The sequence below is a fragment of the Rhodococcus sp. 14-2496-1d genome, from assembly GCF_002259365.1.
In the GTDB taxonomy this organism is placed as follows: Bacteria; Actinomycetota; Actinomycetes; order Mycobacteriales; family Mycobacteriaceae; genus Rhodococcoides.
Genome location: NZ_NPFV01000010.1, coordinates 209,753 through 229,193, shown reverse-complemented (window position 1 = coordinate 229,193; position 19,441 = coordinate 209,753). Strand labels below are relative to the sequence as shown.

The following is a 19,441-nucleotide window of genomic DNA, read 5'->3' as shown; positions in this document are numbered from 1 at the left end:
CGCGTCATCACTTTAAAGTGATGACGCGCGTCATCGGATGCCGCGCCCGTGGGAGGGGTCAGTCGATATGCAGATGCACAGTGTGGTCATCATCGGCAGCGGCTTCGGTGGCCAGTGCGCCGCCAAGGCCTTGCTCGATCGCGGGATCGACGACTTCGTCATTCTCGAGAGGCGTCCTTTCCTCGGCGGCACGTGGAAGCAGAACCGCTACCCGGGCGCAGCCGTCGACGTGCAGAGTCCGCTGTACTCGATCGCCTCCGAGCCGTTCGAGTGGTCGCGCATGTTCGCCGAACGCGAGGAACTGGAGCGATACACCGACCACGTGCTCGAATCGAACGGTCTGCCGGCTCGTACGCATGTCGACACCGACGTCCGGAAGATCGAATGGGCGGGAGACCACTGGACCATCACCACCTCGCGGGGTGACTACGCGGCGAAGTTCGTCGTCAACGCGTCGGGACCACTCAGTACACCCGTCGTACCGCCGTTCCCCGGGCGAGAGAAGTTCCAGGGCACCCAGTTCCACACCAACGACTGGCACACCGAGTACGACCACGTCGGCAAGAGAGTGGCGATCGTAGGCAGCGGTGCCAGCGCCGCACAGGTGATCCCCGCGATCCAACCCGAGGTGGAGCAGCTGCACGTCTTTCAGCGCACCCCGCACTGGGTGATGCCGCGCCACGATCGTGAATTCACGGCGATCCAGCGAAAGCTGTTGCGCATCGAACCGATTCGAAGGGCGGTTCGCGCCGGCATCTACTGGACGCTCGAGACCCGCATCATCGGGTTCAAGTACTCGCGGCGAATGCTCAAAGCCCTAGCTCAGCGAACTGCTCTGAAACACATCGAGTCTCAGGTTCCGGACACCGAACTTCGGGCCAAGGTCACCCCGGACTTCACCATCGGTTGCAAACGAGTGCTGCTGTCCAACACGCTCTATCCGGCACTCGGGAAATCGAACGTCACTCTGCACGACAGGAACGACGGTATCGCCGAGATCACCGAAACCGGAATCGTCACCACCACCGGCGAACACGTCGACGTCGATCTCCTGGTGTGGTCCACCGGATACGACGCCACCGACGGCGTCATCTCGTACCCGGTGATCGGACGCAACGGCCGGGCCCTGTCCGAGGTCTGGGATCCGTACCCGCGCGCCTACCTCGGCACCACGATTCCCGGCTTTCCCAATCTCTTCGTCGTCACCGGACCGAACACCGGTATCGGCCACACCTCCGCCATCTTCCTCATCGAGGCGCAGATGGAGTACATCGTGCGGGCGATCGACGCCGTCAGGCACAGTGGGGCACTGGCGATCGAGGTCACTGCAGATGCAGAACAGGCCTACACCGACAAGATTCACCGCGAGATGGAGGGCACCGTCTGGAAGGACGGCGGCTGCCACAGCTGGTATCAGTCCAAATCCGGGCACGTCGTGGCGATGTTCCCCGGCTTCAGCTTCACCTTCCGCCGGTGGGCCAAGCGATTTCGTCCGCAGGAACACCACATTCACTTCTCGCCCACCGAGGCGACCGCGAAAGACGAGGTGTCGGCATGAAGGATCACTCGGGCCAGGTAGCGCTGATCACGGGAGCGGCAGGCGGCATCGGTTCCGCCGTTGCGTCGGCGCTGCATCGACGCGGTGCGTCGATCGTCCTCGTCGACATGAAATCGACCGACCTCGAGTCCGTGGCGGCGAAACTTGGCAACCAGCGCGTGGCGATCGCCTACGCCGACGTCACCGTGCGGGAGCAGCTCGACGCGGCCGTCGCCACCGCGATCGAGACCTTCGGCACGCTCGACATCGTTATGGCCAACGCCGGAATCTCCAGCGGTGCACAGGCATCGACCATACGGTCCGTCGAAGACGGAGTTTTCGAGCGCGTCATCGGCGTCAACCTGATCGGCGTGTGGAACACGGTGCGTGCCGCCCTCCCACACATCGTCGAGTCAGGCGGCTACGTATTGATCACCTCGTCCACGTACGCGTACCTCAACGGCCTGGCGAATGCACCGTACGCGGCATCGAAGGCAGCGGTCGAACAGCTCGGGCGTGCTCTGCGCGCGGAACTTGCGGGCACGAAAGCGACAGCGGGAGTGCTGTATCCGGGATGGGTCGCGACGCCGATCGCCGAGGTCGCATTCGGCGGCGACGACGTCGCGACAGCCATGATCGACCGCGCCTTCCCCACGCCGCTACTCCGCCCGATCACCCCGGACAAGCTCGCCCGGGTGGCCGTTCGAGGGATCGGACGAAGAGCTGCGCGCATTGCCGTACCTGGTCGCTGGATTCCGATCTCGATACTGCGCGGCATCGTGAACCCGATCATGGACGCCGCGATGGAGCGGGACGCCGAATTGATCCGTCTGACTGCCGAACTGGATGCCCGACGGTCATGAGCGCAGTGTCCGATGCTCCCGGGCGGGCCTACGGCGGTGAGAGTGCCGTCGACCGCGACGACCGAAGGCGGCGGCAACTGCTGGATGCTGGACTGCGGGTGTTCGGCAGCGTCGGATACCGAGCGGCCACCGTGCGCGGACTGTGCCGCGAGGCCAAGATCGCCGACCGGCACTTCTATCAGTACTTCGACAGGACCGAGGATCTCCTGCTCGCGGTCTACGCCGAATGCATTGCACACCTCACTGATTCGGTGTCCGACACGATGGCGGAGATCGATTCCGACGGCGACCTCAGGGCCGCCGCCGAACAGTTGCTCGATCCCTTCTTTCGGGTCGTCGAGGACCCACACCTGGCCCGGGTGGTGTGGATGGAGGTGCTCGGGGTCAGTCCGCGCGTCGAGCAGACGTATCTGACGGTGATGCAGCAGTTCGGGACGCTGTTGCTCGGCTACCTCCGCACGTTCGCGGGCGACGTGGAGTCGGGGCCCGATGTGGATATCGACCTGCTCGCCACCGCCGCGATCGGCGGAATCAGCCACACCGCGATGACCTGGTACCAGAGCGGTTACGCCGCGGAACGGCGCATCGTCGTCGCCACCATCGCGACCATGCTCGCCAACATCGTCGCGCCGTTGACGAACGCCGACCCTGCCGAGCAGTAGCTCTACTGCGCCGGCACAACCCTTTTCAGGAACGCGAGCTGCTCGTCGACGATGACCGGAAACAGCGGTTGCACATAGGGATCGAAGTGTCCGCCCTTGTGGATGTGCACGGTGGCGTCGGGAATTCTCGCTGCGACCTTCACGGTGACGTACGCCGGTGTGACCACGTCGTCGGACATGATCTGCAACAGCACCGGGCATCGGATGGACGACGCGGTGCGGCCGGGTGAGTACAGCCCGATGCGCAGGAGTATCCGTGCGGCAACGTTTTCCGGGTAGTCGCCCTCGCTCAGGCCGGATTCGAGGAGGAGTCGGTCGCGTCCGGGAACGGCGTCGGGTGAGGTCATGACAGCCAGATCACCGGGATTGCCGACCGAGTCCACGTATCGGGGTGATCGTCCGCGCAAAGCGCGGATCCGGTCGATCACCGCTGACGGGGCCAGCTGGAGAGTGCGCCGAAGCCCGGTCGCGCGCACGGCCGCGATTCCGTCCACGTGTGGGATCTGGGCGATGACGGCCGCGAAGTTCTCGCCTGCGCCGGCCCGAGTGAGCACGTGTCCGCCTGCGAAGGAAGTACCCCAACCGACGATGCGATCCGAGTCGACGCCCTCGAGTGTTCGTGCGTAGGCGACGGCGTTGCGCCAGTCGACGAGTTGCTTGCCGATGTCGAGCAGCTGTCGCGGCTCCCCGTCGCTGTCACCGAAGTGCCGGTAGTCGAAGACGAGAACGGTGTAACCGGCGCGGGCGAAGACCTCTGCGTAGGCGAAGAGGCGAACGACGCGTGGGGTGCCGAAGCCGTGGGCCATGACGACGGCAGGGGTATCCCCGCTGGATTCGGCGGGTCGGTACACCGCGACGGCGCAACGGACCCCTTCCGAGTCGAACCATTCGTCGGTTCGGGTGTACCCGGTCTGGTTGTCGGCACTCATGTCGGTCGTCCCTTTTTCGGATTCTTGATCGGCATTCAAGAAGCTAGCAGCCTCTTGAATGCCGATCAAGATAGGATCGCGGAATGCCGCGCAACCGTCGACCCGTCGATCGCGCCGAGAAGCGTTCCGAGATCGTGAACGCAGCTCGGTCGCTGTTCGTCGACGACGGTTACGAGCACACCCCGATGGGGCGGATCGCCACCGCTGCCGGAGTGACGACCAATACGATCTATTGGTACTTCGGTGACAAGGACGAGCTACTGGTCGGCGTGCTGGACCAGATCCATGCCGACGCGCTGAGCCGGTTCGTTGCCCTCGCCGACAAGTCGGTGACCGAGCAGGTTCTCTGGGTCGTGGACGAGCTGGAGAAATATCACCGACTGGTCGACACGGTCCACTCGCGCACCTCGGTATCGGCCTGTATAGACAAGTGGCACAACGACTTCCATGCGCTGTGGGAGCAGTGGATCGCCGTCGAACTGCGCAACGACGGGGTCGCCGACACCGACATCGAGCCGGCGACCCGCATGATCGTCTTCGTCATCGAGGCCATGTTGACACACCCGCAGGACGAGGCATCGAAACGGACGATGATCGATCTGCTGTTCCGCAAGGTCGGTGCTTCGAGCTGACCTAGTCGTGGACGGTCGTGCGATTTCGGCCGAGGTTCTTCGATTCGTACAGCGCCCGATCGGCTCGGCCGAGAGTGGTGCGGGCGGACTCGGTGCCCTGCCTACCCGCCACTCCCACCGAGATCGTCAGATCCGACGGCAGCTCGGCCCGGACGCAGTCGACGGCGGTGCTCAACTCGGCGACCGAGCCCGACGTGCACAGCACCGTGAACTCGTCGCCGCCGGAGCGGCTGAGCAGGTACTGCCGAGGCAGGCACGTGCGGAGAGCGGACGAGACGAGCTCGAGTGCGTGATCGCCTGCCGCGTGCCCGAAGTCGTCGTTGATCACCTTGAACCGATCGATGTCCACGACAGCGATCGCATCGATTCTCGAACTGCCTCTGGTGCCGGGCCGCGCATCCAGTTCACGGCTGAGCCGTCGCTGATTCGAGAGCCCGGTGAGGTGGTCGATCTCGGAGTTCGACGCCACGCTCTGTACCCACGCCGCAGAAATGGCGATCGCGATCAACACGAGCTCGGCGTTGATCACCAGCGCAGGATCGATCTCTCCCACCACGATGCCCAGATACGCGATGTAGAGCGCATTGAGCACGGTCGTCCGACGTGCGACGCGATGAGGAAGCACGATGAATGCGGGCGTCACCAGCAGCAGTTGCAGAAAGATTCCGGACAGTGCGACGGTGTGCCCGCCCGCTGCGGTGCAGAACAGCGCGATACTGGTCAGTCCCGACAGGTGCATCATCAGATACAGGCGACGGGAGAGCACCGGTGCCGCGGCGATCATGTACACGCCCAGTCCGCACCACGACACCGCAAGGGCGAGCAGGATCGGAGCGGCCCGAGGACCTTCTGTCGCGATCGAGGTGACACCGACAAGGCCGCTGACCAGACAGTTGACGCCGGACGTACGAGCCACCGAGGCAGGGGAATACTGCCAGCCACTGTTCACAGGACGAACCTCTCGCACAGATCCCCACGACCTCGGGCGAGTTTAGCGCTGTGCGGGTGCAGGGACTCGCTTTACCAGCGCGGGCAGGTGTTCTGGAAGCTCGGATCGATGCTCTGCATGTATCCGGTGTCGTCGCGATCCCGGATTCCGCAATCGAGGTACTGCTGATGCAGCGCCGCCAGAGCATCCTCGTCGATCTCGATGCCCAGACCCGGGGCCGTGGGAACGGCCACTGCCCCGTCGACGAAGTTCAGGACACCCGGAACGATGACATCCTCGTCCTTCCACGGCCAGTGAGTGTCGCAGGCGTAGGTGAGGTTGGGCGTTGCCGCAGCGAGGTGCACCATCGCGGCCAGGCTGATGCCGAGGTGGCTGTTGGAGTGCATCGACAAGCCCATCTCGAAGGTCTCGCAGATTCCGGCGAGCAGCCTCGAACGCTGCAGACCTCCCCAGTAGTGGTGGTCGGACAGCACCACCTGAACCGAGTCCTTCTTTACGGCCGGCTTCAGGTGATCGAATGCGACGACGCACATGTTGGTCGCCAGTGGCATCTTCGCCTCCCGCGCGACTTCTGCCATACCCTCCAGCCCCGGAGTCGGGTCTTCCAGATATTGGACGATGCCGTCGAGTTCGGCCGCGACGCGGATGGACGTGTCGACCGTCCACGCCGCGTTGGGGTCGAGCCGAAGCGGCAGCTCGGGGAACGCTTCCCGTAGTGCCTTGATTCCGGCGATCTCCTCATCGGGCGGAAAGACACCACCCTTGACCTTGATGGCCTCGAAGCCGTACTTGTCGATCATCTTTCGGGCCTGCCGTACCAGACCGGCAGGGTCGACTGCCTCGCCCCACTCGTCCGGCTGTCCACCGGGATGCGCTGCCCACTTGTAGAACAGATACGCACTGAACGGAACCGAATCGCGAACCTTCCCGCCGAGCAGATCCGACACCGGCCGACCGAGCACTTTCCCCTGCACGTCCAGGCAGGCGATCTCGAACGGTGAGAAAACTCGGTCGGTGGTGCTGGCAGTGGTGATCATTCCTGCCACGCCGTCTCCGCCGGTGATCGACAGCGTCCCCAGTACGGTGTCGACAGCGTCTCGAACGGCGTTGAGTGCGAACACATCCAGGCCGGTGATGGCCTGCGCGGCCGCGTCGAGTCGGGCGAGATGCGCAGTGTCGGCGTAGGTCTCACCGAGGCCGACGACACCGGCATCGGTGTCGAGCTGAATGATCGCGCGCAGTGCGTAGGGCTGGTGCACGCCGACGGTGTTGAGCAACGGAGGATCGACGAAGGCGATCGGGGTGATCCGAGCGCCGGTGATCAGGACCGGATCCTGCATCAGTGCACCGCGAGCTCGTCGGCCAGCACGGCCCGGCCGGCGGCGACGATCGCGGTCAGTTCCTCGAGGTGCGGGGCACTGATGTCCACCAGTGGCGGACGAACCGGGCCTGCCTCGATCCCTTCCATCGTCACGCCCGCCTTGATGAGAGAGACGGCGTAGCCGGGAACCTTGTCGCGCAGGCGAACCAGCGGGTGGAAGAACTCGCGAAGCAGTGCGGCAGTGAGCTCGTCGTTGCCGCTGTCGAGCGAACGATAGAACGCCAGGGCCAGTTCGGGTGCGAACGCGAACGTCGCAGACGAGTACAGCGTGACCCCGATCGCGCGGTATGCCTGCTGCGAGACCTCCGCGGTGGGCAGACCGTTGAAGAACTGGAAAGACTTGCCCGACGGTTCCAGCGCGTCCAGCACCGCGCGGACTATGCGGCCGACCTGGTCGAGATCTCCTGTGCCGTCCTTGAATCCGACGACAGTAGGCAGCTGCGCCACTTCGACTGCCGAGTCCTCGGTGAAGCGGGCATTGCCGCGGTTGTAGACGATCAAGGGCAGATCCGACGCGGCGGCAACGGCCTTGGTGTAGTTGACCAGGCCGGCCTGCGGCATCGTCACCAGGTAGGGCGGGAGCAGCAGGATGCCGTCAGCACCGTTCGACTTCGCGCTCGCCGCGAATGCCTTTGCCTGGGCGACGGATCCGCCTGCACCGGCATAGACCGGTACGCGACCCGCGACGACGTCGACTGCGGTGCGCACGATCTTGCCGAACTCCTCGGTTTCGAGGGCGTGGAATTCGCCGGTGCCGCAGGCGATGAACACTCCACCGGGTCCGGCGTCGACACCCTTCGCGATATGAGCGGCCAGCAGGTCGTAATCGACTTCACCGGAAGCGGTGAACGGGGTGACGGGGAAGAACAGGACTCCGTCGAGCATGGGGATCTCCTCGAGAATGTGGGTGGGGTGGATCAGTCTTGGGTGAGCCGGCCGTCGATGCGGCGGAAGATCCCGTCGGGATTGCCGACGGCAATTGCGCTGGGCAGCAGGGAAGTCGGCACGTCCTGGTAGGAAACAGGACGCAGGAAGCGTTCGATGGCGAGCGATCCGACCGATGTCGTGCGGGAGTTGGACGTGGCGGGGAAGGGGCCGCCGTGCACCATCGCGTGGCCGACCTCGACGCCGGTGGGCCATCCGTCGAACAGGATGCGCCCGGCCTTGAGTTCGAGAACCGAGAGGAGCTTGCCTGCCTCGGCATGATCGGACTCGTCGCCGTGCACGGTCGCGGTCAGCTGGCCTTCGAGCAGCGCGGCGACATCCCGGACCTGCTGTGCATCGGTGCAGCGAACGATGAGGCTCGACGCGCCGAAGACCTCGGCCTGCGCGGCCTCGGAGGTGAGGAACGTGTCGGCGTCGGTGTCGAACAGTGCTGCGCGGCAGGCATTCGGCGCGTCCGTTTCGGTACCACGGGCGATCTCGGTGACCGAACCGGACAGTGTGGCGACACCGTCCGCGTAACTCGACGCGATGTTCGGGGTCAACATCGTGGTGGGAGTCGATTCCTGCACCGCTGTGGTGGCCGCGTCGGTGAAGGACTGCAGGCCTGGGCCGTCGACGGCGATCACGAGGCCGGGGTTGGTGCAGAACTGCCCCGAGCCCATCGTGAGCGATGCGACGAAGGCGCGGCCGAGTTCGGCCCCGCGGGAGGCGAGTGCGCCGTCCATGACGAACACCGGGTTGATGGAACTCATCTCCGCGTACACCGGGATGGGCTCGCGACGACCGGCCGCCGCAGCCACGAGGGCCGTTCCACCCGAACGGGATCCGGTGAATCCGACGGCCTTGATGCGCGGATCGGTCACCAGAGCGGTACCGAGTCCGCGGCCGGAGCCGAACAGGAGTGAGAATGTGCCCGAGGGCATTCCGGTGGAGGCCACAGCGTCGGCAATTGCTCGACCGACCAGCTCGGACGTTCCGGGATGGGCATCGTGGGCCTTGACCACCACGGGGCAGCCTGCCGCGAGCGCAGAAGCGGTGTCGCCGCCGGCGACGGAGAAGGCGAGCGGGAAGTTGCTGGCCCCGAACACTGCAACCGGGCCCAACGGAATCTGCCGCTGGCGGATGTCGGGGCGGGGCAGTGGCGTGCGCTCGGGCAGTGCCGGATCGATGCGGGCACCGTTCCAACTACCCTCGCGCAGAACGGAAGCGAACAGGCGTAGCTGTCCGGTGGTGCGGCCGACCTCGCCGGTGATGCGGGCCAACGGGAGTCCTGACTCGGCAACGGTGCGCTCGATCAGAGTGTCGCCGAGAGCGGCGATATTGTCGGCAATGGTCTCGAGGAACTGAGCTCGAGTCTCCGAGGACGTGGCGCGGTAGTCGGCGAACGCCTCGGCCGCTGCGGCACAGGCCCTCTCGACGTCGGCATTGTCTCCGTGCCCGTATGCGGGTTCGAGATCCTCGCCGGTGCTGGGGTCGACTCCGTGAATCTGCGTGCCGGCACCGAAGACCGGGACGCCGGCGATGATCATCCGGCCGGTGAGGTGGGTGGACTGTGTCGTCGACGCTGTCATGGGGTGACTCCTAGGGCTGTGGTGCGGTACGTGCGCTGACACCAGGGCGTGACCTGGCTCATAGATCACCACGCTAGAAGCCCGATCGATACATGTCCAAGTCGAAAAAAGTCGTATTTGATTCAGTCTCGGTATCGATGTTGCTGCCAGGCCCGATGAGCACCGGCTGCGGATGCCGATACCTCTACTGCATCGGTCGATGCGTAGATGGTCTTGGACATGCATCGATCCTCGGTCCTACTGTTTCATGTGAGCCCAATCACTGGGCCGATCCATGCCTGTGCCGGTCACACTCACGCACTGGTCGCGGGAAACCGCTCGAGCTACAGAACGGAGCGATCGATGCCGATCACTCTCCCGCCGACACCGGCCGTCGACTCTGCCGTTGCGAAGATATTTCGTCGAGTCGTCCCGTTGTTCATCATCATGCTGATCTGCAATCAGCTGAACCGATCGAATATCGGATACGCCCGTGAGTACCTGGAAGCCGACGTCGGTATCGGTGCTGCGGCATACGGATTCGGAGCAGGCGTCTTCTTCATCGCGTATGCGCTCTTCGAGCTTCCGAGCAACGTGATGATGGAGAAGTTCGGGGCCAAGATCTGGCTGACCCGCATCATGGTCAGTTGGGGCACCATCTCGTTCGCCATGGCCTTCGTCAACGGTCCCGAGATGTTCTACATCCTGCGGTTCCTGCTCGGTGCAGCCGAGGCCGGATTCTTCCCGGCCATCATCTTCTACTTCGCCAAGTGGTTGCCCAACAGCCACCGCGGCCGTGCCACAGCACTGTTCGTCGCCGGATCCTCGGTTGCCGCTGCGATCTCCGGCCCACTGTCGGGTCCGCTGCTCTCGCTCGACGGCCTCTTCGGAGCCCGCGGCTGGCAGTACCTGTTCGGCATCGAAGGTCTGCTGTCCGTGGTGGTCGGCATCATCGCCTATTTCCTCATCGACTCGCACGTCAAGGACGCGAAGTGGCTGACCGATGAAGAGAAGCACGATCTGAACGCTGCCATCGCCGTCGAGGAAGCAGAGAAGGCGCGTACCTCCGGCATGGGCGACGGCCGGTCGCGCTGGAAGATGTTGCTCGATCCCAAGCTGCTGCTCTTCGTCTGGATCTACTTCGCGATCCAGCTGTCGATCTACGCCAACACTTTCTGGCTCCCGTCCATCGTCCGGCGCATCGACGGAACCAACGACATCACCGTCGGCCTACTGTCGTCGCTGCCGTGGATCTGCGCCGTGTTCGCCATGTACTACATGTCCAAGATCGGCGACCGCACCGGAAACCGTCGACCACTGTTGATCATCGCGCTGCTCACCGCGGCTGTGGGTACGTTGGCGGCCGCAGTGGCGTCACCGTGGATTGCGCTGATCTTCCTGTGCATCGCAGCCATGGGATTCAAGAGCGCCAGCCCACTGTTCTGGTCGTTCCCGCAGTCGACTCTGCATCCGATGGTGCTCGCGGCCGCTATCGCCGTCATCAACTCGGTAGGCAACCTCGGCGGCTTCGTCGCACCGTTCGGCTTCGGATTGATCCAGGAAGCAACAGGTTCGGTGACCTGGGGTCTCTATGCGCTGGCCGGCGCGTCTGCTCTCGCCGCGCTGTCCGTTCTGCTCATCGAGAAGCCGCGCGGGGTGGTGGCCGAGACCAAGGGCCGGGACGCGCCCGTCACCCTGACCAAATAGCATTCGACATCACCGGCCGAGAGGGTCCGATCATGAACTCCAAGAACAGCACCCCCGTCGTCAGCGAGATGCGCGTCATACCCATCGCGGGCCACGACGACATGCTGCTCAATCTCAGCGGTGCGCATGCACCGTACTTCACTCGCAATCTGGTGGTGCTCACCGACTCGGACGGGCGCACCGGCGTCGGCGAAGTGCCGGGAGGAGAGGCGATTCGGCAGACTCTCGAGGATGCGCGCGTGCTGGTCGAGGGCAAGGGCGTCGGCCACTACAACGCGATTCTCGCCGAGATGCGTCGCGCGTTCGCCGATCGGGATTCCGGTGGCCGCGGGGCGCAGACGTTCGATCTGCGGATTGCGATCCATGCGGTGACCGCAGTGGAATCGGCACTGTTGGATCTGCTCGGACAGCACCTCGGTGTCAGTGTCGCAGCACTGTTGGGGGACGGGCAGCAGCGCGAGAAGGTGCAGGCTCTGGGCTACCTGTTCTTCGTCGCCGACCGGAACAAGACCGACCTCGCCTACCGCGGCGCCGCCGACGAGGCCGCCGGAGCCGACGACTGGATGCGTATCAGGCACGAGGAGGCCATGGATCCCGAGTCGATCGTGCGCCTTGCCGAGGCCGCGCAGGCGCGGTACGGATTCCAGGACTTCAAGCTCAAGGGTGGAGCGCTGCCGGCGGCCGAGGAAGCCGCTGCGGTACGTGCCCTTGCCGAACGGTTCCCGGAGGCGCGAATCACCTTGGATCCCAACGGCGGGTGGTTGCTGAAGGATGCGATCGAGACCTGCCGCGGACTGCGCGATGTGCTCGCCTACGCCGAGGATCCCGTCGGACCCGAGGGCGGCTTCTCCGGACGTGAGGTGATGACGGAGTTCAAGCGCGCCACCGGGCTACAGACAGCGACCAACATGATCGCCACCGACTGGCGCGAGATGGGCCACACCATCCGGTCCGGTGCCGTGGACATTCCGTTGGCCGACCCGCACTTCTGGACGATGGCCGGTTCGGTGCGCGTAGCGCAGCTGTGTGACGCCTGGGGCCTGACGTGGGGTTCGCACTCCAACAATCACTTCGACGTCTCACTGGCCATGTTCACCCATGTCGCCGCAGCAGCTCCTGGCACGATCACCGCCATCGACACTCACTGGATCTGGCAGGACGGGCAACGAGTCACCAAGGAGCCGTTCACCATCGAGGACGGCTACCTCACCGTCCCCGACAAGCCCGGCCTCGGAGTGGAACTCGACTTCGAACGGATCGACGCGGCACACGAGCTGTACCAGAAGGAGGGGCTCGGTGCCCGCGACGATGCCATCGGCATGCAGTACTTGATCGAGGGATGGACGTTCGACAGCAAGCGACCGGCTCTGGTGCGATGAAGATCGTCGTCGGCGATCGAAATGTGCTGCCGCATCGTGAGCAGTTCGAGGCCGGGCTACCCGTCGGCACCGAGGTCGTCTGGTGTGTTCCGTTCGACGAGAGTCGCGTCGTCGAGGAGCTTGCCGATGCGGACGTGTACGTCGGCGGCAAGTTCAGTGCGGCCATGGGTGCCGCTGCGCCGAGGCTGCGGATGGTGCACGTTGCCGGCGCGGGAACGGACAATGTCGACCGCTCCGGATTGGGGCGCGATGTGCAGGTGTGCAACACCTTTCACCACGAGCAGTCGATCGCCGAGTACGTCGTGTCGGCGACGGTGATGCTGCGGCGACAGTTCCTGCAGCAGGACCGCGCACTCCGCTCGGGAGTGTTCGCCACCTCGGTCTACGACCCGAGAATCGCGCAACCTCTCTCGCTGAGCGGTGCTCGTATCGGATTCGTCGGTTTCGGGCACATCGGTAGGCGGACGTGGCAGTTGTTCCGGACCTACGGGGCGGTGGGGGCAGCGGTCACCGGTAGTGGACACGCACCGGACGAGGGTCTCGAATGGCACTCCACGACAGATGATCTGGGGAAGCTGGCCGACTTCGCCGATGTTCTCGTGGTCTCTGCACCGCTGAACGAGCACACCCGCGGCATGATCGGTGCCGACGAACTGGGAAGGCTCGGCACCGACGGGGTGCTCGTCAATGTCGGTCGCGGTCCCCTGGTGCAGGAACAGCCGCTGTTCGACGCGTTGTCACGCAAACGGATTGCCGCGGCCGCGATCGACGTCTGGTACCGCTACCCGGGTCCCGACGGGTTGGGAGAGCCGAGCTCGTTGCCCTTCCGCGATCTCGACAACGTGCTGATGACACCCCACTCGTCGGGCGTCACGCATCACACGTTCGTCGGCCGGGTCGGAGATATCGCGTCGAACATCGATGCACTGGCGGCATCGATCCGCCGGTAAACGGTGTTGGACGTGTATTGCGGGTCGAAATAGGCTGTGAAGCAAAGTAATCGACGATTTCAGGAGTTGCAGATGACCGTAGACGTCGACAAGCCCACCAGCGGACTCTCTGCCCCGAATGCAGCGATCACGGCGCTGGCCCCCGGGGCCGCGAGCATCGACCGCATCGCGGAGGTGACGCTGTCCTCGATCGTGCTACCGCTGAAGAATCCGATCAGCGACGCCAAGGTGCTCACCGGTCGGCAGAAGGCGATGACCGAGGTGGTCTTCCTGTTCGCCGAGATTCGTACCGAACAGGGCCATGAGGGAATCGGTTTCGGATACTCCAAGCGCGCCGGCGGACCCGCCCAGTTCGCACATGCCCAGGAGATCGCCCCGGTTCTCATCGGAGAAGATCCGAACGACATCGGCAAGATCTGGACCAAGTTGGTGTGGGCCGGTGCCTCGGTGGGCCGCAGTGGCGTTGCCACGCAGGCGATTGCCGCGATCGACATCGCGCTGTGGGATCTCAAGGCCAAGCGCGCCGGGTTGCCGCTGGCCAAGCTGATCGGGTCGTCACGAGATTCGGTGCAGACGTACAACACCTCGGGCGGGTTCCTGCACACGCCAATCGAGGAGGTCATGGAGAACGCTGCCATGTCGCTGGCGAACGGCATCGGGGGTATCAAACTGAAGGTGGGACAGCCGGATTGGCGTACCGACATCGCCCGCGTCACTGCGGTGCGTGAGTTTCTCGGCGACGATGTTCCGCTGATGGTCGACGCCAACCAGCAGTGGGATCGGCCGACGGCGCAACGTATGGGGCGAATCCTGGAGCAGTTCGACCTTGTCTGGATCGAGGAGCCCCTCGATGCCTACGACGCCGAGGGGCATGCGCAGCTCGCCCGTAGTCTCGACACCTCGATCGCGACGGGCGAGATGCTGGCCAGCGTCGGCGAGCACGTCCGCCTCATCGAGGCCGGTTCGGTGGACATCCTGCAGCCCGACGCACCCCGCATCGGCGGAATCACTCAGTTCCTGAAATTGGCCTCGCTGGCCGAGCACCACAACCTGCAACTGGCACCGCACTTCGCGATGGAGATCCACCTGCACCTCGCGGCGGTGTACCCCCTGCAGACCTGGGTGGAGCACTTCGACTGGCTCGACCCACTGTTCGATGAGCACCTCGAGACCCGGGACGGACGCATGCATCTGTCCGCACGCCCGGGTCTGGGCTTCACGCTCAGCGAGCAGGGTCGTGCGTGGACCGTCGCGAAGGCAGTGGTGCGCTGACGCGCAGGTGAGCGGAAACTCGACCCCTGCTACGAAGTTTCGTGCACGTGCCGCGCAGCGGCTCGTCCCACCGGTACTGTCTCTCGAGTGACAGACGCTCACCAGGCATCGCGTTGGTCCGCGATCTTCCGGCTCACCCCGGTCCGGGTCATGGCCACGGGATTCGCGCTCGCCATCGTGATAGGTGCAGGCGTGCTGGCGCTACCGGTGGCCACTGTGCCCGGCAGCGAGACCGGGTTTCTGCAGGCGTTGTTCACCTCCACCTCCGCCGTCAGCCTGACGGGTCTGATCGTGGTGGACACCCCGGTGTACTGGACGGGTTTCGGTCAGGGCGCGATCCTCGCCCTGATTCAGATCGGCGGGTTCGGGATCATGACGATCGCGTCCCTGGTCGGATTGTTCCTGGCCGACCGAATAGGGCTTCGCGGCAGGCTCAATGCCGCAGCAGAAGTTCGGACATCAGGGCTGGGCGACGTTCGAAGCGTCGTCATCGGGGTGTTCCGTACCAGTCTGATCATCGAGAGTGTCGTCGCGATCGCCCTGGCGGCGCGCTTCTTTCTCGGATACGACGAGCCCTTCGGTCGCGCCCTCTGGCTGGGGACCTTCCATGCGGTCTCCGCGTTCAACAACGCCGGCTTCGCCCTGTTCAGCGACAACATGATCGGGTTCGCCACCGATCCGTGGATCTGTATCCCACTGTTGATTGCGGTGGTGTTGGGCGGCATCGGATTTCCGGTTCTCTTCGAGATCGCCCGTCGAGTTCGGTCTCGCGCCAAGGGGCGTCGGTCGCCTCAGCGTTGGTCGTTGCACACTCGCCTGACGCTGACCGTCACCGGAATTCTGTTGGTTCTCGGCCCGACGGTCGTGCTGCTGTTCGAGTGGTCCAGAACCCTGGGCGAATTCGGGCTCTGGGACAAGATGCTGGTCGCGACTTTCCAGGGCGTCATGCCTCGCACCGCAGGGTTCAACAGTGTCGACTACGCCGACGTCGACAACGCGACCTTGCTCGTCACCGACGTCCTGATGTTCATCGGCGGTGGCAGCGGCGGCACCGCAGGTGGCATCAAGGTCACCACGTTCGCCCTGCTGCTGTTCGTCATCCTGGCCGAGATCCGCGGTGATCGTGAGGTGACGGTGTTCGACCGTCGGATCGACGCGCGAGTGCAGCGGCAGGCATTGACCGTCGCGCTGATCGGGGTCGCGCTGGTCATGCTCCCGGTCGTGGCACTCCTGGCCGGCACGGACTTCGACCTCGACGTCCTGTTGTTCGAGGTCGTGTCGGCGTTCGCGACGGTAGGCCTGTCCACCGGAATCACCGCACAGTTGCCCGGCTGGGGTCAGGTGATTCTGATCGTCCTGATGTACCTGGGTCGCATCGGTTCCATCACTCTGGTCAGCGCCCTTGCCGCCCGCGACCGCGGCCGGCGCTACACGCTCCCCACGGAAAGGCCGTTCATTGGCTAGGAAACCGTCCTCCGATGTCGTCGTCGTCCTCGGTCTCGGCCGCTTCGGCAAGTCCCTGGCACTGGAACTGATGGGCCAGGGCGTCGAGGTCCTCGGCGTCGACAGTGACGACGCCGTTGTACAACGCGTGGCAGACCGTTTGACTCACGCTGTGGTGGCCGATACCACCGACGAGGAGTCTCTTCGGCAGTTGTCGGTGCACGAGTACGACCGTGCCGTCGTGGGCATCGGGTCCAATCTCGAAGCCAGCCTGCTCACCGCATCGGCACTGGTGAATCTGTCGCTGCCGACCATCTGGGCCAAAGCGCTCAGCAACGCGCACGCCAAGATTCTCACCCAGATCGGCGTGCACCATGTGGTCAGGCCCGAGCACGACATGGGCAAGCGTGTCGCCCACCTGGTCCGCGGCCGGATGATGGACTACATCGAATTCGACGACGGTTTCGCCATGATCAAAACCTCTCCGCCCGCCTCCATCATCGGAAAGAAATTGGGCGAAAGCGCAATACGCACCAAGCACCGTGTCACCGTCGTCGCGGTCAAGCGTCAGGGCGAGGGATTCACCTACGCCACGGCAGACACGGTGATCGGGGCAGGCGATACCGTCATCGTCTCCGGTCAGGTTCGAGACGCCGAACGATTCAGTGAGTCGACCTGAGTGATTCCAGTGTCGCTCGCGCGCCCTGCTCCTGCAGAGACGCCAGTTGTTTCGTGTACTCGGCGACGAAGCATTCGTTGTCGATCAGATCCCCGAACACCGCGCGGTTCGCGATGAACGCCGTTGGATTCTCGCGCTGACTCTGCGCGATCGGCACCAGTGAATCCTTCAACTGGTCGACGATTTCGATGGGCTCACCGGACTCGTCGACGGCCTCGGCGTAGCGAGCCCAGCTGGCCACCACTGCGGTGGAGCGGGCGATCTCACCGCCGGTCTCGAGGTTCTTGCGGATGACAGGCAAGAGCCACTTGGGAATTCGGTCCGAGGACTCGGCACACAGGCGGGCGACGGTATCGCGGATCTCGGGATTGGAGAACCGCTCGATCAGCGTTCGCTTGTAGTCGGTCAGATCGATGCCGGGGACCGGCTGCAGCGTCGGGGTTGCCTCCTCGTCCATGTAGGCAAGCAGGAACTCCGAGAAGAGCGAATCCTGGCACACCTCGTGGACGAGCCGATAGCCACTGAGGTAACCGAAGTACGCGAGCGCCTGGTGACTGGCATTGAGCAACCGCAGCTTCATCAGCTCGTAGGGGGTGACGTCCTCGACCACCTGCACGCCCACGTCTTCCAGCGGCGGACGGCCGAGGGTGAAGTTGTCCTCGAGCACCCACTGCGTGAACGGCTCGCCCGCGACGGGCCACTGATCGTCGATGGCATAGCGCAGCGAAAGCTGTTCGGTCACTTCCGGTGTCGTGACCGGCGTGATGCGATCGACCATCGAATTGGGGAACGCGCCTTCTGCCTGGATCCAGTCGGCCAACGCCGGATCCTTCAGGCGCGCGAACGTCGTGAACGTCGACTGCGCCATATGGCCGTTGCCCTCGATGTTGTCGCAGGACATGATGGTGAACGGGGCCATGCCGCGGTCCTTGCGTCGCGCCAACGCCTCGGTGACGAGACCGAATGTCGTTGCGGGAACAGCGCCGTCGGCAAGGTCGGCAACGATTGCGGGATTGTCCGCGTCGAACTCGCCCGTCGTCGCGGAGAAGTTGTAGCCACCCTCGGTGATGGTGAGCGAGACGATCTTCGTCGTGTCGGCGGCCATCTTCTCGATCACGGCCTCGGCGTCGTCCGGCGCGAAGAGATACTCGACGATGGAACCGATGACACGGGTATCCCACGTGCCGTCGGAATGCTTGAGCGCCAACGTGTACAGGCAGTCCTGTGCGTGCATGACGTCGTTCATTCGTCGGTCACCGGGCAGTACCCCGACGCCGCAGATTCCCCAGTCCAGCGCCTGTCCCTGCTGCAGCAGGCGGTCGACGTACATCGCCTGGTGCGCTCGATGGAAGCCACCGACACCGAAATGCACGATGCCCACCGTCACCTCGGATCGGTCGTACGTCGGGACAGCGACGTCCTCGATGAAGTCGGCGAGGTTCTGCGAGTTCAACTTCATGCGTTGGTCTCCTTCGAAAGTCGTGGAATCACTACGGCTTTGATGCTTCCGGGTTGCCTGTCGGCGTTCAATGCATCCTCGACGCCATCGAGTCCGAACCTCGCCGTCACCATCGCGTCGAGATCCACCATGCCCGACGCCACCAGCGCTCGTGCGATCGGCCATGTGTTGGCGTAGCGAAAGACGCCGGTGAGCAGCAGTTCTCGGTTCTGGATCCGCGAGATCGGCAGCGGGTAGTCCGACCCGCCCATGCCGACGAGGACGACCGTGCCTGCGGGTCGTACGGCGTGGATGCCGTCGACCACGGCTCGGGCCGCACCGGATGCGTCGATGAAAGCGTCGACCGTCAGTGCGCGCACGTCCTCGGCGGCGGGGTCGAGTACGCGCGTCGCGCCGAACCTCTCCGCGTTGGCGCGGCGCGAAGCGTCGATGTCGGTGACGATGACCTCGGTGGCACCGAATGCGCGCGCGACCTGCGCGGTGACGAGCCCGACGGGACCTGCGCCCGCGATGAGCACGCTCGAGCCCGCGGAGATGCGTGCCTTCTGGGCCGACGCGATGCCGACCGACAGTGGCTCGAAGAGAGCTGCGGCCTCGTCGGAGATGTCGTCGGGGACGTCGTGGGCGAAGGTCGATTGGATCAGCACGTACTCCGCGAGCGCACCGTCGATGGGCGGCGTCGCGAAGAACTCCATGGCCGGGCACAGGTTGTAGCGGCCTGCCCGGGACGGTGCGCTGGTGGGATCGGGGCGCTGCGGCTCGATGGACACGCGCTGCCCGACGCGGGTGTCGGAGACCTCGGAGCCCACGGCCACGATGACGCCCGCTGCTTCGTGCCCGAGTACGAGCGGACCGTCGACGACGTAGTCGCCGATGTGTCCTTCGCGGTAGTAGTGCGCGTCGGAACCGCACACTCCGACTGCCGTGACCTGCACGAGGACCTCGTCGTGCGCGGGCGTGGGGACGGGCCGTTCTTCGAGTCGTATCTCCTGCACTCCGGTCAGGACGCTGGCCTGCATGGATTGTGGCACGGGTCGCTGGTGGCGAGGGGGTGTTGTGTAGATCACACCTTAATGTTAGCTTAGTGAGCAGATGAACACGAGT

General features: G+C 64.6%; 17 protein-coding genes. 10 read left to right on the top strand and 7 right to left on the bottom strand.

The genetic code is table 11. The annotated features are described in order from the left end of the window. The first annotated feature begins 67 nt into the window (after window positions 1-67). Genes CH296_RS07910 through CH296_RS07900 form a run of 3 tightly spaced genes read left to right on the top strand, consistent with a single transcriptional unit; the run spans window position 68 to window position 3,062 of the window. Window positions 68-1,558, top strand: coding sequence for an NAD(P)/FAD-dependent oxidoreductase (locus CH296_RS07910; protein ID WP_094684429.1), 1,491 nt, complete (start codon window positions 68-70; stop codon window positions 1,556-1,558). Continuing rightward, on the top strand, window positions 1,555-2,400 hold the full coding sequence (locus CH296_RS07905; RefSeq protein WP_094646088.1) for an SDR family NAD(P)-dependent oxidoreductase: 846 nt from the start codon (window positions 1,555-1,557) through the stop codon (window positions 2,398-2,400). The genes CH296_RS07910 and CH296_RS07905 overlap by 4 nt, the downstream gene beginning before the upstream one ends. After that, a complete protein-coding gene (locus tag CH296_RS07900; RefSeq protein WP_094646087.1) occupies window positions 2,397-3,062 on the top strand; it encodes a TetR/AcrR family transcriptional regulator in 666 nt (221 codons plus the stop codon). Before CH296_RS07905 ends, CH296_RS07900 begins: the two co-directional genes overlap by 4 nt. Window positions 3,063-3,064: 2 nt before the next feature. Here CH296_RS07900 and CH296_RS07895 read toward each other — a convergent pair whose 3' ends face one another. Beyond that, window positions 3,065-3,991: an alpha/beta hydrolase gene (locus CH296_RS07895; protein WP_094684428.1), complete on the bottom strand. Its 927-nt coding sequence runs from the start codon at window positions 3,989-3,991 to the stop codon at window positions 3,065-3,067. A gap of 83 nt (window positions 3,992-4,074) precedes the next feature. Between CH296_RS07895 and CH296_RS07890 the strand changes: the two genes are divergently transcribed. Further along, entirely contained in the window at window positions 4,075-4,623 is a 549-nt protein-coding gene (locus CH296_RS07890; protein ID WP_094630589.1) for a TetR/AcrR family transcriptional regulator, read from the top strand. A 1-nt stretch (window position 4,624) separates the two neighbouring features. Here the strand turns inward: CH296_RS07890 and CH296_RS07885 are convergent, their stop codons facing one another. From CH296_RS07885 to CH296_RS07870, 4 genes are all read right to left on the bottom strand, one after another. Next, window positions 4,625-5,539, bottom strand: a complete 915-nt coding sequence (locus CH296_RS07885; protein WP_141214659.1) for a GGDEF domain-containing protein — start codon at window positions 5,537-5,539, stop codon at window positions 4,625-4,627. Window positions 5,540-5,643: 104 nt separating this feature from the next. Next, window positions 5,644-6,912 (bottom strand): glucarate dehydratase family protein, encoded by a 1,269-nt coding sequence (locus CH296_RS07880; protein ID WP_094684427.1) that lies wholly within the window; start codon window positions 6,910-6,912, stop codon window positions 5,644-5,646. Next, window positions 6,912-7,838 (bottom strand): 5-dehydro-4-deoxyglucarate dehydratase, encoded by a 927-nt coding sequence (locus CH296_RS07875; protein WP_032396701.1) that lies wholly within the window; start codon window positions 7,836-7,838, stop codon window positions 6,912-6,914. Before CH296_RS07875 ends, CH296_RS07880 begins: the two co-directional genes overlap by 1 nt. Before the next feature lie 32 nt (window positions 7,839-7,870). Continuing rightward, window positions 7,871-9,469, bottom strand: coding sequence for an aldehyde dehydrogenase (NADP(+)) (locus CH296_RS07870; protein ID WP_094684426.1), 1,599 nt, complete (start codon window positions 9,467-9,469; stop codon window positions 7,871-7,873). Window positions 9,470-9,811: 342 nt separating this feature from the next. On the opposite strand from CH296_RS07870, the gene CH296_RS07865 reads away from it, so the two are divergent. The 6 genes from CH296_RS07865 to CH296_RS07840 all read left to right on the top strand — a co-directional run bounded on the left by CH296_RS07865 (window position 9,812) and on the right by CH296_RS07840 (window position 16,878). Then, complete coding sequence (locus CH296_RS07865) at window positions 9,812-11,155, top strand: MFS transporter (RefSeq protein ID WP_094684459.1); 1,344 nt, start codon at window positions 9,812-9,814, stop codon at window positions 11,153-11,155. Window positions 11,156-11,187: 32 nt separating this feature from the next. Continuing rightward, window positions 11,188-12,534: an enolase C-terminal domain-like protein gene (locus CH296_RS07860; RefSeq protein ID WP_094684425.1), complete on the top strand. Its 1,347-nt coding sequence runs from the start codon at window positions 11,188-11,190 to the stop codon at window positions 12,532-12,534. Beyond that, the gene (locus CH296_RS07855; protein ID WP_094684424.1) at window positions 12,531-13,484 is read left to right on the top strand and encodes a 2-hydroxyacid dehydrogenase; all 954 of its coding nucleotides are present in this window, start codon (window positions 12,531-12,533) and stop codon (window positions 13,482-13,484) included. The genes CH296_RS07860 and CH296_RS07855 overlap by 4 nt, the downstream gene beginning before the upstream one ends. A 72-nt stretch (window positions 13,485-13,556) precedes the next feature. Beyond that, complete coding sequence (locus CH296_RS07850; protein WP_094684423.1) at window positions 13,557-14,756, top strand: mandelate racemase/muconate lactonizing enzyme family protein; 1,200 nt, start codon at window positions 13,557-13,559, stop codon at window positions 14,754-14,756. Between the two features lie 150 nt (window positions 14,757-14,906). Then, the gene (locus CH296_RS07845; protein ID WP_094615448.1) at window positions 14,907-16,220 is read left to right on the top strand and encodes a TrkH family potassium uptake protein; all 1,314 of its coding nucleotides are present in this window, start codon (window positions 14,907-14,909) and stop codon (window positions 16,218-16,220) included. Continuing rightward, a complete protein-coding gene (locus tag CH296_RS07840) occupies window positions 16,213-16,878 on the top strand; it encodes a TrkA family potassium uptake protein (protein ID WP_094615403.1) in 666 nt (221 codons plus the stop codon). Before CH296_RS07845 ends, CH296_RS07840 begins: the two co-directional genes overlap by 8 nt. Here the strand turns inward: CH296_RS07840 and CH296_RS07835 are convergent. Next, complete coding sequence (locus CH296_RS07835) at window positions 16,862-18,337, bottom strand: mannitol dehydrogenase family protein (RefSeq protein ID WP_094615404.1); 1,476 nt, start codon at window positions 18,335-18,337, stop codon at window positions 16,862-16,864. The two genes, CH296_RS07840 and CH296_RS07835, sit on opposite strands and share 17 nt — an antisense overlap. Next, complete coding sequence (locus tag CH296_RS07830; RefSeq protein WP_094684422.1) at window positions 18,334-19,356, bottom strand: NAD(P)-dependent alcohol dehydrogenase; 1,023 nt, start codon at window positions 19,354-19,356, stop codon at window positions 18,334-18,336. Before CH296_RS07830 ends, CH296_RS07835 begins: the two co-directional genes overlap by 4 nt. Window positions 19,357-19,441 lie beyond the last annotated feature (85 nt).

Bases quoted from the DNA above. Each gene is read 5' to 3' on its own strand.
- CH296_RS07910 (WP_094684429.1), top strand. From the start codon at position 68: ATGCAGATGCACAGTGTGGTCATCATCGGCAGCGGCTTCGGTGGCCAG.
- CH296_RS07905 (WP_094646088.1), top strand. From the start codon at position 1,555: ATGAAGGATCACTCGGGCCAGGTAGCGCTGATCACGGGAGCGGCAGGC.
- CH296_RS07900 (WP_094646087.1), top strand. From the start codon at position 2,397: ATGAGCGCAGTGTCCGATGCTCCCGGGCGGGCCTACGGCGGTGAGAGT.
- CH296_RS07895 (WP_094684428.1), bottom strand. From the start codon at position 3,991: ATGAGTGCCGACAACCAGACCGGGTACACCCGAACCGACGAATGGTTC.
- CH296_RS07890 (WP_094630589.1), top strand. From the start codon at position 4,075: ATGCCGCGCAACCGTCGACCCGTCGATCGCGCCGAGAAGCGTTCCGAG.
- CH296_RS07880 (WP_094684427.1), bottom strand. From the start codon at position 6,912: ATGCAGGATCCGGTCCTGATCACCGGCGCTCGGATCACCCCGATCGCC.
- CH296_RS07875 (WP_032396701.1), bottom strand. From the start codon at position 7,838: ATGCTCGACGGAGTCCTGTTCTTCCCCGTCACCCCGTTCACCGCTTCC.
- CH296_RS07870 (WP_094684426.1), bottom strand. From the start codon at position 9,469: ATGACAGCGTCGACGACACAGTCCACCCACCTCACCGGCCGGATGATC.
- CH296_RS07865 (WP_094684459.1), top strand. From the start codon at position 9,812: ATGCCGATCACTCTCCCGCCGACACCGGCCGTCGACTCTGCCGTTGCG.
- CH296_RS07860 (WP_094684425.1), top strand. From the start codon at position 11,188: ATGAACTCCAAGAACAGCACCCCCGTCGTCAGCGAGATGCGCGTCATA.
- CH296_RS07855 (WP_094684424.1), top strand. From the start codon at position 12,531: ATGAAGATCGTCGTCGGCGATCGAAATGTGCTGCCGCATCGTGAGCAG.
- CH296_RS07850 (WP_094684423.1), top strand. From the start codon at position 13,557: ATGACCGTAGACGTCGACAAGCCCACCAGCGGACTCTCTGCCCCGAAT.
- CH296_RS07845 (WP_094615448.1), top strand. From the start codon at position 14,907: ATGGCCACGGGATTCGCGCTCGCCATCGTGATAGGTGCAGGCGTGCTG.
- CH296_RS07835 (WP_094615404.1), bottom strand. From the start codon at position 18,337: ATGAAGTTGAACTCGCAGAACCTCGCCGACTTCATCGAGGACGTCGCT.
- CH296_RS07830 (WP_094684422.1), bottom strand. From the start codon at position 19,356: ATGCAGGCCAGCGTCCTGACCGGAGTGCAGGAGATACGACTCGAAGAA.